The organism is Cernens ardua, assembly GCF_051251085.1.
In the GTDB taxonomy this organism is placed as follows: domain Bacteria; phylum Pseudomonadota; class Gammaproteobacteria; order Pseudomonadales; family Halomonadaceae; genus Cernens; species Cernens ardua.
In genome coordinates, this window is sequence record NZ_JBPCZH010000003.1 from 320,580 (window position 1) to 336,522 (window position 15,943).

6 protein-coding genes are annotated in these 15,943 nt (G+C 49.2%); 3 read left to right on the forward strand and 3 right to left on the reverse strand.

The features are described from left to right. Positions 1–121 precede the first annotated feature (121 nt). Positions 122–325 carry a hypothetical protein gene (locus tag LMG33818_RS08070; protein WP_442322848.1) on the forward strand — a complete coding sequence of 68 codons (204 nt, stop codon included), beginning with the start codon at positions 122–124 and terminating at the stop codon, positions 323–325. Between the two features lie 262 nt (positions 326–587). Here LMG33818_RS08070 and LMG33818_RS08075 read toward each other — a convergent pair whose 3' ends face one another. Then, the gene (locus LMG33818_RS08075; protein ID WP_442322849.1) at positions 588–2,093 is read right to left on the reverse strand and encodes a carboxypeptidase M32; all 1,506 of its coding nucleotides are present in this window, start codon (positions 2,091–2,093) and stop codon (positions 588–590) included. A gap of 137 nt (positions 2,094–2,230) precedes the next feature. Continuing rightward, entirely contained in the window at positions 2,231–3,562 is a 1,332-nt protein-coding gene (locus LMG33818_RS08080) for an acid phosphatase (protein WP_442322850.1), read from the reverse strand. Between the two features lie 209 nt (positions 3,563–3,771). On the opposite strand from LMG33818_RS08080, the gene galE reads away from it, so the two are divergent. After that, positions 3,772–4,788 (forward strand): UDP-glucose 4-epimerase GalE, encoded by a 1,017-nt coding sequence (galE, locus tag LMG33818_RS08085; RefSeq protein ID WP_442322851.1) that lies wholly within the window; start codon positions 3,772–3,774, stop codon positions 4,786–4,788. A 75-nt stretch (positions 4,789–4,863) separates the two neighbouring features. Here the strand turns inward: galE and LMG33818_RS08090 are convergent, their stop codons facing one another. Continuing rightward, positions 4,864–5,799 (reverse strand): helix-turn-helix domain-containing protein, encoded by a 936-nt coding sequence (locus LMG33818_RS08090; protein ID WP_442322852.1) that lies wholly within the window; start codon positions 5,797–5,799, stop codon positions 4,864–4,866. A 1,006-nt stretch (positions 5,800–6,805) separates the two neighbouring features. Here LMG33818_RS08090 and LMG33818_RS08095 point away from each other — a divergent pair. Next, positions 6,806–15,943, forward strand: a 9,138-nt coding sequence (locus LMG33818_RS08095) for an ESPR-type extended signal peptide-containing protein (protein WP_442322853.1), incomplete at its 3' end; no start/stop codon positions are given.

Here is a 15,943-nt window from a genome sequence, read left to right on the forward strand (position 1 = left end):
GTTTATGTTTCCTCCACGAAATTAGCGTTAAGATAATAACCAAATTTGGACGGCAAGACTCACACACACAACGCTGTGAACCTCACCGCCCTCAAAAGTCATATCGTTGAGGGAGCATATTATGAAACTCATCAAAGTTATTGCAGTTGCCTTTATATTTGTTCTGGGTACTTTCGGTCTTCAGATTAGCGCGCAGGCTTCTCCATCTTCCAGCGCACAATCCAATAATACTGTTGTTGTGCAAGGTGCTAACAGTAGCGATCAAGTATCTTCTCTGACTGGCACTAACAGCCAAGGCATTGATACTGCTCATGGTCACAACTAATCATCAATATACTCGCCACTTACCGATCCGTCTGTGATAACACTGCACCTTCCCAGCGAATAAATTACATCTATTGTAAGTAACGTATGTAGTTGATTTGGTAGGTGGCTACTTCTTGCATCGTACGATTCGTTGCAGTATACGCTAGAGCAAATCTGCTTAACTGATAAATCATGCAAGCTTCTTCATCGAGAAAAGGACAATCCACTAAAGGATGTCCTTTTTCTTTTTTAAGTTTCCGCTGCTAATTATCGGAAAACTATTACGGACAGGATATCCTCCCCTGGTAACCGTAACGACTTTTAAGATGCTGATGATAAGCCTGAGTTGATATAGGACGACCCGTTGCTCGATGAATTAACTCTTCCGAAGAATAACGGCGACCATGCTGCCAGATTGCCTCTCGATACCAGTCAAATAAAGGCGTAAGCTCACCACGCTGGATTTTCTCATGTAAATTGGCGATATCCCTATTAGCTGCCTGAAATAACTGTGCGGCATAAATAGCTCCTAATGAGTAGGTGGGGAAATACCCAAAGCTGCCATCAGTCCAGTGAATATCCTGCATACACCCATCGCAATAATCGCCACGTGTATCAATGCCCAGATATTTATACATCCGCGTATCCCACGCTTCAGGAATATCGTCTACCTCCATATCACCTTCAATGAGAGCCCGCTCAATTTCATATCGCAACATGATATGTGCGGGATAGGTGAGCTCATCGGCATCGACACGAATTTTTCCGGGAACCACTTTTCTGGTTAATTGGCCCAATTGCTGGGAGGTAAAAGGTGTATTGAGCTTCAAATGTTCATTCACACTTGGGGTAATCAGCGAAATAAATTCATCCGTTCGAGCCAACTGCATCTCGAAAGAGAGGCTCTGAGACTCATGAATACCCATCGAACGCGCTTGCCCCAGTGGTAAACCGGCATATTGGACAGGCAAATTTTGTTCATAACGGCTATGGCCGGTCTCGTGAATAACACTCATCAGGGACGGAAGAAAATCACTTTCATCATAGCGCGTCGTAATACGTGAATCCGTAGGCACCCCCCCGGAAAATGGGTGCGCACTACAATCCAGACGGCCTGCATCAAAATCAAACTGAAGCAGTTTCATGATATCCAAAGCCAATACATGTTGATCTGCCTCGGGGTAATGGCCTGACAACGTCGAAGTTGGCTCGCTTGCCTGACGAGCCTGAGCCTGCTTTATCAAGTCAGGCAACCAGCCCGCCAGATCACTGAATATTTCATCTACACGTGCAGAAGTCATCCCGGGTTCATATTCATCCAATAATGAATCATAGCGTGATGTGCCTTTTAAATTGGCAAGAATATCTGCTCGCTCCCGACTAAGACGTACAACCTCGCGCAGGTTTTTCGAAAACCCTTTCCAATCATTAGCAGGACGCTGACTCCGCCACTCGAACTCACAATGATTTCCAGCCAATACGAGCGCTTCATTCAACTCAGCAGGCACAGCGACGGCTTGTTGGTAAGTACGATGCATTTCCCGCAAATTAACACGCTCAATATCAGTCAAAGATTCTTCCGCAGCAACAGTGAACCACTCACCTACACGAGAGTCTGTCAGACGGCGCTGAATTTCGACACCTAATTCACTTAAGGCTTCAGAGCGCGCCTGGCTACCTTTATTGGAAATCAGGACGTACATATCCCAACTGCCTATCGCCATCAAATGCTCCAGACGATGAATACGTTTGAACGTATCACAGAGTTTGTTGTAAGCCTCAGGCATTGATAAATCCCTCATCCATGATGATTGTTTTTATTGAGAAAGAAACCTCAATATACGCATATATTCCACAAGAAAGAACACCATAAAAATACAAAAAAGCCCGCCTGAGGCGAGCTTTTCAAGGAGCCGTATTATGGCTATTCAGTGGTGTGTTCACCCAATTCATAAGCGGCCAACAAATCGATACGCTGCCAGTCATTATCAGGTTGATCCAGTGGATCACCTGAGGGGATGGCTGTATGAGCAAGAAGCTGACGACGCTGTTCGGCACTCATGTGCGGGAAGGGACCAGAAAGCAATGCTTCAGCTCCTGCAGGAACCTGCATGGCTCGATTACGGGAACCTACCGCAGGAAATCCGTAATTCAAGGTATAATGATGGAAGCTTCTTGCCGCAGCAGATGCCCAAGGATCATTAGCAGCACTGTCAGGTTTAGCACATTCCGCCAGGGATTCACCGCACTCCTGCTGCAAGACGGTTCTCAGCTGGCTTCGCGCCTGATTGAAAAGCTTCATATAAGCAGGGTCATTCAGATAATGTGATAGCACCATCTCAACATGCATACGGCTGGCGATTACATCCAGAGGATAATGAACCCCCAAAATCAGGCGTGAATATCCATATCCGTCACCTCGTGCAATCAACTCTGGAAAACGTTCAGGTAGCATTTCCGCCAATAGAATAGCATCTGTTTGTCCCGTCACAGTGTGACCACTTGGGAACGATCCCTTATTAGCAGAATAAGGAGTACCATCCTTGACTATCCAGCGGTCCGGCACAAGATTGACCTTGTTCCCCTTGATCAGAAAGGGCCGCGTATAGTTGAAATAATCCTTGGCAGCCCCCGTGCCCAGTTCAGAAGCCTTGATCAGAGCAGCGGTCTTGTCCAGTTTTCCGCTTTGGTATGCCTTAAGGAAAATACTGCCCATATGCGGCCCCAATGCTTCAGCCAGATAATGCATATATGGAATATCAAAGGCATCCGCTACTGCATGTTCCTGAGCTGTGGCATTGGCAGAATGATTGATAACGACGGTTCCCGCCATATTGTCGAACAGAATGTTTTTCGGTAATGACGAAAACCCTTTAAGAATATCGATCCCCTGTTGCGTCAATGCCCTTGAATGAAAATCGTATCCACTCGCCTTGATCCAGGCCTTGTCTGCCAACGGTTTCTTCTGCTTAGCCTTAGCGACACCAGCTGCCGTAAACGCAGGCGCCATGTCCTTGAGCGTACTGATCTCATCCTGACGCTGAGTATTGATCAATACATCGTAGTGATGAGCCGAAGTCGAGGGTGAGGTGATATCATTGATAAACGAAGAGGCATACATCACACTAGGGCGATCTGTAACGTTGCCTTCAACAGTCAAGGCATCTGCATGACTCACGCTTGCCAGCATGGAACATCCCACCAAGGCAAGTGAATACAAGGTTCTCAGCGTTAACATCGGGCTTGAAAATGGCATCATAAGGCTCCTGTTATAGACTAGCCATAAACTACCCGGCATGAATGACGTTAATATGACATGACGTCGGCTGCATCGTCACACCGCTGTGGAGGCCTGAATAAAAAGGGCTAATTTTGTATACTAAAGAGAATGAGGCATGCATTTGCTGCTATTCGGATATATTACAGTCGTATTCAATCTTTATTTTAGTTCAAATTGAGGCATTTATGATTCTTGTCACAGGGGGAGCAGGCTATATCGGCTCGCATACGGTTCTTGTCTTGTTGCAAGCCGGTTATGACGTCGTTGTCTATGATAACCTGAGTAATAGCTCGGAAGAGTCGCTGCGACGTGTCGAAAAACTGACCGGCAAAAAAGTCGACTTTGAAAAAGGGGATATTCGTGACCGTCAACGTCTGGACAATATCTTTGACACTTACCCCATCACTGCTGTCATACATTTCGCAGGCTTAAAGGCAGTAGGCGAAAGTATGCGCATTCCTATGGCCTATTTCGACAACAATATTGCCGGAAGTACGCACCTTTTTCAGGCGATGGAACGTGCCAACGTTTTTAATATTGTCTTTAGCTCATCAGCAACCGTTTATGGTGATCCAGGCGTCCCTGTTTTTGTTGAGACCATGCCAACAGGTATACCTACCAACAACTATGGTTATACAAAACTTGTGGTAGAGAATCTGCTCAAGCAAATGCATGCCGCTGATGCTCGATGGAAAATTGCGCTACTTCGTTACTTCAACCCTGTAGGCGCCCATGAAAGCGGGGAAATCGGAGAAGATCCTTCCGGTGAACCCAATAATCTATTGCCTTACATTGCCCAAGTGGCCGTGGGTAAACGTGAGAAACTCAATGTTTTTGGCGATGATTACCCAACTGAAGATGGTACTTGCCTACGTGATTACATCCATGTCATGGACTTGGCGGAAGGCCATGTTAGCGCACTTGATGCACTCGAGGGTCTTCCCGCAGAAGAAGTCGGTGTGTGGAATCTGGGAGGAGGACATGGCCATTCGGTATTGGAAATGGTAAAGGCTTTTGAAGAAGGAAGCGGCCAAAAAATCCCTTATGTGATCGCCCCACGCCGCGCTGGCGATTTGGCTCAATTCTGGGCGGATCCTTCAAAGGCAAAACGAGAACTGGGATGGGAAGTAAAACGTAATCTCAATGCCATGATGAAAGACACCTGGCGCTGGCAATCGCAAAATCCCAATGGGTATCATTAGTCGGTATATCCAATTCTCTCTTAGTGTTACTCCCCCACCTTCACCGTGCTGCAGCATACACTCCAGCACGGTAGCTCATGCCTCTTTTGCTGAACCTTTTCCACTGGCCTTCACACGTGCATGCTTCACTGTCTCAGAAGCAGACTCCAAAAATAACTGCCGATAGCTACGTGTAAAATAGGGCTGATTGAAAAAGCCCTGCATGGCTGCAGCCTGTCCTATCGAGATATCCGGATCGCTGATCAATGTTCTTCGAACAGCGTTGAGTCTTAATGCCCGAAAATAGTATGAAGGTGTCACTCCCAGTTCTTTTTCAAAACTGTATTGTAATGTTCTACGAGAAAGCCGAAGCATACGGCACAACTCGATTAACGTTGGAGGTTGAGATGGATGAGATTCCAGATAAGCATGACACGCATTCACAATGAAACGGCTATTTGAATAAAAGGGCTGATAACGATGACTATTCAAATTAACAGGACTCGTTAGAAACATGGCTATATCCTGCAATTTACGTTTCACCGCGGCTTTGATGCTGTCTGTCGGATGCACGTTTTTATCTGTCATGAAATATCGTGTAATGCTTTCCAGCTCTTGATACACGTGATTATAATCATCCAACTTCAAGGGAAGCTTCTTGAACGCTCTATCTCTCTTATTAAGCCATTCGGCATCCTGCAATGCCACTGATAAAATGATCATTTCGTAATGAGCGGGTGCAGGCGAGTGTATTTTATCGCCACGGGGTAATAAATAGACACCATCCGGAGAGAGTGGAAAAGAAGAATTCCCTTTTATTGGAATAAGGAAATAACGCCTATTATTGTCGTACTCGAATGTATGAACAGCATCTAAATTGGCATATTCTCTATATAAAGCAATATTCCTTCCCTGTATCCGTACAAAGGTCCCTGAATACTTCCCTGGTTCTAATTGTGCATACGTTTGTTCCCAACCCGGCAAAAATTCCGCATGCTCATCAATATTGAGTAAAGTTTTGAATAAAATCATTGCTTACTTTTGTAACAATAAGTAAAAACACGTATTAAAAAACACCTTTACTTACTAAAAATTTTGTCCCCGTATACGTGATCGCGATTTTATCTATATAAAACATGAGGTTATAAAACACAATACTTACTTCAACAAAAAATACTAGTATCAAAATATCATTATTAATATAAATTTACAAAAAAAAACAATCCAACATGCCGCACAGTAAGGCGCCAACAATCCATATAAAATATCGCAAATTTTTTACACAAAACATCCTAAAAGTAAAATAATATTGTCCGCATAAAATAAAAAAACAACGCTTGCGAAATAGCTTTCCTATCAACAAAAGCGCCAACCCACCTCAATACGTGACTTTCGTGGCAAAATCATCCAGTTTTTAGCCATTTCACAACTTATTATTTCAAAATACGTACTTATTAACCCCCCCTTTTTTGCACTATTTGGCAAGTTATTAATGATAAATTTTCGAAGTGTACAAATATTATGTATGGTTTAACTCTTATGTTAGAGGTTGCCTAATATGGCAAACATCAGGTACCCTTTCGCCACACCAAGGCATAGGACAAAAGTCTAGGGTATCGATACGTAGTTATTCTCCTATTTACATCGTCCATTAAAATAGTCTGAAAGAAATGATAGTGAGATAGCTCGTTCAGGTACATGTTTCATCCGCCAAACCAATACCTTCTAAACGAGGTAGTCCTTTAAATAAAACGTACAAATCAAGATTTATGGTTTTCGCGATAAAAATGCAGATGCCGCTCTAATAGATTTGTTTTAAATCATACAAATCGACATTGGAAAAAGAAGTCTTGCACTAAAGACAGATTCAAGCTTGCCACTGGCGATGGAAGTGCCGAACGGTCGCCAACATGATGAACAAGCTCCACGGGGGGATGTCAGTCACAAACTGGCCGGGACACTTTTTTGATAAACGTTCTATCAATCAAAAGCCCAAAGGGAGCTTACTTTTGGAATCCAAGGGGTAGAGGGAACGAGAATGAATAGAAATTATCGCCAGATTTGGAATAAAACTCTGGGAAGGTTAGTGGTTGCATCTGAAACAGCCAGAAGCAACGGCAAAAGTACACTTTCATCCAAAATTATCGTCCTTGGTTCCGTTCCGGTATTGCTCTCCGTCGCAGCACCATCGGCTCTGGCCGCGAATAGTGACATAGGCATAAAAAATGCCTCTTCCGGATTGGAAAATACACTTTATGTTAATAATGTTACCAACCCTGTCACCGCAAATAGGCTGAATTCACGTACTGTCAAGCGAGATTCGAGCCAGCAAAACCGTAACTCCAACGGAGATGGCGCCGTTGGTGATGGTAGTATCGCAGAAGGCGATAACGCATATGCTTCCAAACCAGCTGCTACCGCGATTGGTACTGGCGCAACGGCTAATGGCACTGGCTCAATTGCTTTAGGCCATAATGCATTCGTTGATAGCACCAGTAACGGCGGAGATTCTAATTTCTCTATAGCTATTGGTGATAGCTCTCATGTGTTGGGGGGCACATCGTTTGGCTCCATTGCAATGGGGTTCAATGCTTATTCAGGTAATGACATTGGAGCCGGCTCACAATCCATCGCCATCGGTGCCAATTCCAAAGCTATCAACCACTCAACTACCGGCTCACCAATCGCAATAGGTGTGAATTCCGATGCAAGCGGAAATGGCGCACAAATCTCACTAGGTGATAACTCAAGCGCCTCAGGCTTCAATGCCGTTGCTATTGGTGGTAATCCAAATTCTACTGCAACAGCAGCAAAAGGTGATCGCTCACTTGCCTTGGGTCCCGGTGCAAATACCTCTGCCGGTTCCTTATACGGTATCGCCATCGGTAACACGTCTTATACCAATGGGCAAAACACTACTGCTGTAGGTGCGAATGCTCAGGCTCTGGCCAATAACAGCTCCGCTTTCGGCACAGGGGCACTTGCGAACCAAAACGGGGCAACCGCATTTGGTAACAACGCACAAGCTACCGGCCAAAATGGTTCTGCATTCGGTCAAGGGGCATCTGCCGAAGGCGAAGGATCGGCCATTGGCCATAATGCTCACTCCACAAGCGACGGTGCTGCTATTGGCCCGAATTCAACAGCTACCGGTACAGGGAGTGCCGCTATCGGTAGCGGTGCAAACGTAACGGCAGAGAAAGGGGTTGCCGTGGGCGGCGGGGCCAAAGTTTCACAAGTAGGTGGTGTCGCGCTGGGTGTTGGATCAAACGCCGATCGAAAAGGTGGACAGGATGGCTATATCCCGGGAGGTTCCTCCGCAACTCAACGGCAAAGCATATTGGATACACGCTCCAGCGACCAATATGGTGGAGTCGATGTTGGCAAACGTCAAATAACTGGAGTGGCAGCTGGATCTGCCGATTCAGATGCAGTAAACGTTTCGCAGCTTAAGGCTGGTCTTACGCATTACTACAGCGTAAATGATGGCGGCAACCAAACAGGTAACTATAACAACGATGGTGCTACCGGTACTAATTCGCTTGCAGCGGGTACAGGCGCCAGTGCTCAGAATGATAATGCCACTGCTGTAGGTAACAACACCTACGTGGATGGTAATGGCAGCACGGCTATTGGGTCTGGGGCAGAGGTCAAAACCCAGGATGATTCCACGTCAGGTTCAAAAACCGGTGCTACTCACGCGGATCAAGCTACCGCCATCGGTTACAATGCGAAGTCCAATTACCTCGGCGCTTCTGCAATCGGAAGTGGGGCAAGTACGGGTGGGATCAATTCTACAGTTCTTGGAAACAATGCTTCGACTACAGGTAACGACGCAACAGCCGTAGGTACACGTGCCAGTGCAGCTGAATATGGAACCGCACTGGGCGAAGAGACCAATGCCACTGGTCTATATTCGTTGGCTAGTGGCTTTCAAACGGATGCATCGGGTGAATATGCACTTGCTAGTGGTTACCAGGCAAAAGCAATAGGTGGATCATCCACTGCGGTTGGGTTTGGGGCTCAATCACAAGGCGATTCTTCATCCGCCTTTGGCAACAGTGCTAAGGCTGAAGGCACACGGGGATTGGCGTTGGGTGCAGAAGCAGTCGCTGGCGCCGATTACAGCATTGCTGAAGGTTATAAGGCTAATACGAGCAAAAATAACTGGACAACAGCCATTGGCAACTATGCTTCGGCAACTGGGGAGTCAGCGACTGCATTAGGTAATCGCTCCTCTAGTACTGGAACGAGCAGTAATGCCATTGGTAATGGGGCTAATGCTTCAGCAAATAATGCCCAAGCCATTGGCACCTCCGCTAATGCAAGTGGAATAAACACATTAGCAGAAGGATCTGGTGCTACTGCATCCAATGCCAATGCCACAGCAATAGGGAACAGTGCTAATGCAGGGGGCAGCAGTGCAATAGCATTGGGTTCGGGTTCAAAAGCAAGTGATACAGCAGCACTTGCATTAGGCAACAATGCAAATGCATCCAACGCCAATTCGGTTGCATTAGGTAGTGGCTCTTCCACCGCCGGTGCCAATCCGACTTCCGAAGGCACCGTCGGTGGTACAACCTATCAGTATGCTGGCACTAATCCAGGCAGTGTCGTCAGTGTCGGCTCCAGTGGTAACGAGCGTCAGATTACCAATGTCGCGGCCGGACGTGTCTCCGATAGCAGCACCGATGCCATTAATGGCTCACAGCTCTATGCCACTAATCAGGGTGTGGATAACGCTACCAATATCGCCAATACCGCGAATACAACGGCTAATAAGGGCTGGAACGTCAGTACCAATGGTGACACTTCGAGTGCCAGTAATGTAGCGCCGGGTGACAATGTTGATTTCAGCAACAAGGATAAGAACCTCACCATTTCCCATGACGGCAACAACGTCAATGTAGATCTGGCATCGGATCTTAACCTTGGCAATACCACCATTAATCAGAATGGGGCGACTACCTACACGGGCCCGATTAATGAAGGTGATGACATCACCAACAAAAACTATGTTGATAACTCCATTCAACAGAACAAGACCCGTTATTACAGTGTCAATGACAATGGTAACCAGCAGGATAACTACAACGACGATGGCGCGACAGGCAACAATGCGCTTGCCGCCGGTGTAGCCTCCTCTGCGTCTGGTGAGCATGCGACCGCCGTAGGGAATGGCACGTCTGCGACAGGTACCAGCGCAACGGCGTTGGGTGATGGTGCCACCGCGTCCGACAACAATTCGGTAGCGCTGGGTAGTGGCTCTTCCACCGCCGCTGCCAACCCGACTTCCGAAGGCACCGTCGGTGGTACAACCTATCAGTATGCGGGCACTAATCCAGGCAGTGTCGTCAGTGTTGGCTCCAGTGGTAATGAGCGTCAGATCACCAATGTCGCGGCCGGGCGTGTCTCCGATAGCAGCACCGATGCCATTAATGGCTCGCAGCTCTATGCCACTAATCAGGGTGTGGATAACGCCACCAATATCGCCAATACCGCGAATACAACGGCTAATAAGGGCTGGAACGTCAGTACCAATGGTGACACTTCGAGTGCCAGTAATGTAGCGCCGGGTGACAATGTTGATTTCAGCAACAAGGATAAGAACCTCACCATTTCCCATGACGGCAACAACGTCAATGTAGATCTGGCATCGGATCTTAACCTTGGCAATACCACCATTAATCAGAATGGGGCGACTACCTACACGGGCCCGATTAATGAAGGTGATGACATCACCAACAAAAACTATGTTGATAACTCCATTCAACAGAACAAGACCCGTTATTACAGTGTCAATGACAATGGTAACCAGCAGGATAACTACAACGACGATGGCGCGACAGGCAACAATGCGCTTGCCGCCGGTGTAGCTTCCTCGGCATCCGGTGAGCATGCGACTGCCGTAGGGAATGGCACGTCTGCGACAGGTACCAGCGCGACAGCGCTGGGTGATGGTGCCACCGCGTCCAACAACGATTCGGTAGCGCTAGGCAGCAACTCATCCACCGCTGCTGCCAACCCGACTTCCGAAGGCACCGTCGGTGGTACAACCTACCAGTATGCTGGCACTAATCCAGGCAGTGTCGTCAGTGTTGGCTCCAAGGGCAATGAGCGTCAGATCACCAATGTCGCGGCTGGACGTGTCTCCGATAGCAGCACCGATGCCATTAATGGCTCGCAGCTCTATGCCACTAATCAGGGTGTGGATAACGCCACCAATATCGCCAATACCGCGAATACAACGGCTAATAAGGGCTGGAACGTCAGTACCAATGGTGATTCGAAAGGGGCCAGCAACGTGGCACCGGGCAGCACTGTTGACTTCACTCCGACCAACAAGAACCTGACCGTTTCCCATGATGGCGACAACGTCAAACTGGGCCTGGCAGACAACCTGGATCTGGGTGATAACGGTTCCATTACGACCGGCAGCACCACCATCAACAATGATGGCCTGAAAAACGGTAACACCACCGTGAACGGCGATGGTGTGTCCATTACAAATGGACCCAGTATCACCACTAATGGTGTAGACGCCGGTAATCACAAGATTACCAACGTTTCTCCAGGGGATATCAGCCAAAATAGTACCGATGCGGTTAACGGTAGCCAGTTGTATCAGCAGGGGAACGACCTGACACAGAAAGGCCTTACCTTCGCTGGTGACTCCGGTAATAGCGTACATCGTGATCTAGGCCAGACCGTCAACGTCAAAGGCAATGCCAAAAACGCTGATGACCTGACCGATGGGAACATCGGTGTAGTCGCGGATGGTAACGATACCCTGAACGTCAAGCTGAACAAGGATGTTGATCTGGGGGGCAATGGCTCCGTGACTGCCGGCAACACCACCATCAATAATGGCGGTGTGACGACCAATAACTTGAACGTCGGTGGTACCACCAAACTGGGTGATAACTTCGAAATCCACAACGGCGGTGAAACGACCTATAACGGTCCGATCACCAACGGGGATGACGTCACCAACAAAAACTATGTTGATAATTCCATTCAACAGAACAAGACCCGCTATTACAGTGTCAATGACAACGGTAACCAGCAGGCCAACTACAACGACGATGGTGCGACCGGCAATAATGCACTCGCGGCCGGTGTAGGTTCCTCTGCGTCTGGTGAGCATGCGACTGCCGTAGGGAATGGCACGTCTGCGACAGGTACCAGCGCAACGGCGTTGGGTGATGGTGCAACCGCGTCCGAGAACAATTCGGTAGCGCTAGGCAGCAACTCTTCCACCGCCGCTGCCAACCCGACTTCCGAAGACACCATCGGTGGTACGACCTATCACTACGCGGGTACCAATCCAAACAGCGTCGTCAGTGTCGGCTCCAGTGGTAATGAGCGTCAGATCACCAATGTCGCGGCGGGACGTGTCTCCGATAGCAGCACCGATGCCATTAATGGCTCACAGCTCTATGCCACTAATCAGGGTGTGGATAACGCCACCAATATCGCCAATACCGCGAATACAACCGCCAACAAGGGTTGGAATGTCAGTACCAATGGCGAATCATCCAATGCCAGCAACGTAGCACCGGGCAGCACCGTTGACTTCACTCCGACCAACAAGAACCTGACCGTTTCCCATGATGGCGACAACGTCAAACTGGGACTGGCAGACAACCTGGATCTGGGTGATAACGGTACGGTTAAAACCGGTAATACCACCATCAACAATGATGGCCTGACCAACGGTAACACTACGGTGAACGGTGATGGTGTCACCATCAACGGTGGCCCAAGCATTACTACCAATGGTGTGGATGCTGGTGGCGACAAGATCACCAATGTCGCGCCGGGCACGGATGGTACCGATGCGGTCAACGTTAACCAGTTGAACAACCAGAGCACGGATCTGACCAACAAGGGCCTCGACTTTGCCGGTGACTCCGGCACGAATGTTCATCGTGATCTGGGCCAGACTGTCAACGTGAAAGGTAATGCCAAAAATGCCGACGATCTGACTGATGGCAACATCGGTGTAGTCGCGGATGGCAACGATACCCTGAACGTCAAGCTGAACAAGGATGTTGATCTGGGGGGCAATGGCTCCGTGACTGCCGGCAACACCACCATCAATAATGGCGGTGTGACGACCAATAACCTGAACGTCGGTGGTACCACCAAACTGGGTGATAACTTCGAAATCCACAACGGTGGTGAAACGACCTATAACGGTCCGATCACCAACGGGGATGACATCACCAACAAAAACTATGTTGATAATTCCATTCAACAGAACAAGACCCGCTATTACAGTGTCAATGACAACGGTAACCAGCAGGCCAACTACAACGACGATGGTGCGACCGGCAATAATGCACTCGCGGCCGGTGTAGCCTCCTCTGCGTCTGGTGAGCATGCGACTGCCGTAGGAAACGGCACGTCTGCGACAGGTACCAGCGCAACGGCACTGGGTGATGGTGCAACCGCGTCTGAGAACAATTCGGTAGCGCTGGGTAGTGGCTCTTCCACCGCCGCTGCCAACCCGACTTCTGAAGGCACCGTCGGTGGTACAACCTATCAGTATGCTGGCACTAATCCAGGCAGTGTCGTCAGTGTTGGCTCCAGTGGTAATGAGCGTCAGATCACCAATGTCGCGGCCGGACGTGTCTCAGATAGCAGCACCGATGCCATCAATGGCTCTCAGCTCTATGCCACCAACAAGGCAGTTGATAATGCTACCGATACAGCCAATAACGCTAACCGTGGCTGGAACGTCAGCACCAATGGCGAGTCATCCAATGCCAGTAATGTAGCACCGGGCAGCACCGTTGACTTCACTCCGACCAACAAGAACCTGACCGTTTCCCACGATGGCGATAACGTCAAACTGGGACTGGCAGACAACCTGGATCTGGGTGATAACGGTACGGTTAAAACCGGTAATACCACCATCAACAATGATGGACTGACCAACGGTAACACTACGGTGAACGGTGATGGTGTCACCATCAACGGTGGCCCAAGCATTACTACCAATGGTGTGGATGCTGGTGGCGACAAGATCACCAATGTCGCGCCGGGCACGGATGGTACCGATGCGGTCAACGTTAACCAGTTGAACAACCAGAGCACGGATCTGACCAACAAGGGCCTCGACTTTGCCGGTGACTCCGGCACGAATGTTCATCGTGATCTGGGCCAGACTGTCAACGTGAAAGGCAATGCCAAAAATGCCGACGACCTGACTGATGGCAACATCGGTGTAGTCGCGGATGGCAACGATACCCTGAACGTCAAGCTGAACAAGGACGTCAATCTGGGCGATAACGGCAGCGTCACCACGGGCAATACCACGATCAACAATGGTGGCTTCACCAACGGCAACACCACCGTGAACGGGGATGGTCTGACCATCGCCGGTGGCCCGAGTGTCACCACAAACGGGGTGGATGCCGGTGGCAAGAAAATCACCAATGTGGCCGCTGGTACCGATGGCACGGATGCGGTTAACGTCAACCAATTGACCGATGTCAGCAATGTCGCCAACAAGGGCTGGAACGTCAGCACCAATGGTGATTCGAAAGGGGCCAGCAACGTGGCACCGGGCAGCACCGTTGACTTCACTCCGACCAACAAGAACCTGACCGTTTCCCATGATGGCGATAACGTCAAACTGGGCCTGGCAGACAACCTGGATCTGGGTGATAACGGTACGGTTAAAACCGGTAATACCACCATCAACAATGATGGCCTGACCAACGGTAACACTACGGTGAACGGTGATGGCGTGACCATCAACGGTGGCCCAAGCATTACTACCAATGGTGTGGATGCTGGTGGCGACAAGATCACCAATGTCGCGCCGGGCACGGATGGTACCGATGCGGTCAACGTTAACCAGTTGAACAACCAGAGCACGGATCTGACCAACAAGGGCCTCGACTTTGCCGGTGACTCCGGCACGAATGTTCATCGTGATCTGGGCCAGACTGTCAACGTGAAAGGCAATGCCAAAAACGCTGGTGACCTGACCGATGGGAACATCGGTGTGGTAGCGGATGGTAACGATACCCTGAACGTCAAGCTGAACAAGAATGTTAATCTGGGTGATAACGGTAGCTTAACCACAGGCAATACCACGGTTAACAATAGTGGGCTTACCATCAACAACGGTCCAAGCATTACCCAGAATGGTATCGATGCCGGTAACAAGCAGATCACCAATGTGGCCGCTGGTACCAAGGGGACAGATGCGGTCAACGTCAACCAGTTGACTGATGTCAGCAATGTCGCCAACAAGGGCTGGAACGTCAGCACCAATGGTGATTCGAAAGGGGCCAGCAACGTGGCACCGGGCAGCACTGTTGACTTCACTCCGACCAACAAGAACCTGACCGTTTCCCACGATGGCGATAACGTCAAACTGGGACTGGCCGATAATCTGGATCTGGGTGATAACGGTTCCATTACGACCGGCAGCACCACCATCAACAATGATGGACTGACCAACGGTAACACCACGGTGAACGGCGATGGCGTCACCATCAACGGTGGCCCAAGCATTACTACCAATGGTGTGGATGCTGGTGGCGACAAGATCACCAATGTCGCACCGGGCACGGATGGTACCGATGCGGTCAACGTTAACCAGTTGCATGATCAGAACAGTGACCTGACCAACAAGGGGCTGAACTTTGCCGGTGATGCCGGTACGAATGTTCATCGTGATCTGGGCCAGACTGTCAACGTGAAAGGTAATGCCAAAAACGCTGATGACCTGACCGATGGGAACATCGGTGTAGTCGCGGATGGCAACGATACCCTGAACGTCAAGCTGAACAAGGACGTCAATCTGGGCGATAACGGCAGCGTCACCACGGGCAATACCACGATCAACAATGGTGGCTTCACCAACGGCAACACCACCGTGAACGGGGATGGTCTGACCATCGCCGGTGGCCCGAGTGTCACCACAAACGGGGTGGATGCCGGTGGCAAGAAAATCACCAATGTGGCAGCTGGTACCGATGGCACGGATGCGGTTAACGTCAACCAATTGACCGATGTCAGCAATGTCGCCAACAAGGGCTGGAACGTCAGCACCAATGGTGATTCGAAAGGGGCCAGCAATGTGGCTCCGGGCAGCACCGTTGACTTCACTCCGACCAACAAGAACCTGACCGTTTCCCACGATGGCGATAACGTC

Coding starts and splice junctions, on each gene's coding strand:
- LMG33818_RS08070 (WP_442322848.1), top strand. CDS start 122: ATGAAACTCATCAAAGTTATTGCAGTTGCCTTTATATTTGTTCTGGGT.
- LMG33818_RS08075 (WP_442322849.1), bottom strand. CDS start 2,093: ATGCCTGAGGCTTACAACAAACTCTGTGATACGTTCAAACGTATTCAT.
- LMG33818_RS08080 (WP_442322850.1), bottom strand. CDS start 3,562: ATGCCATTTTCAAGCCCGATGTTAACGCTGAGAACCTTGTATTCACTT.
- galE (WP_442322851.1), top strand. CDS start 3,772: ATGATTCTTGTCACAGGGGGAGCAGGCTATATCGGCTCGCATACGGTT.
- LMG33818_RS08090 (WP_442322852.1), bottom strand. CDS start 5,799: ATGATTTTATTCAAAACTTTACTCAATATTGATGAGCATGCGGAATTT.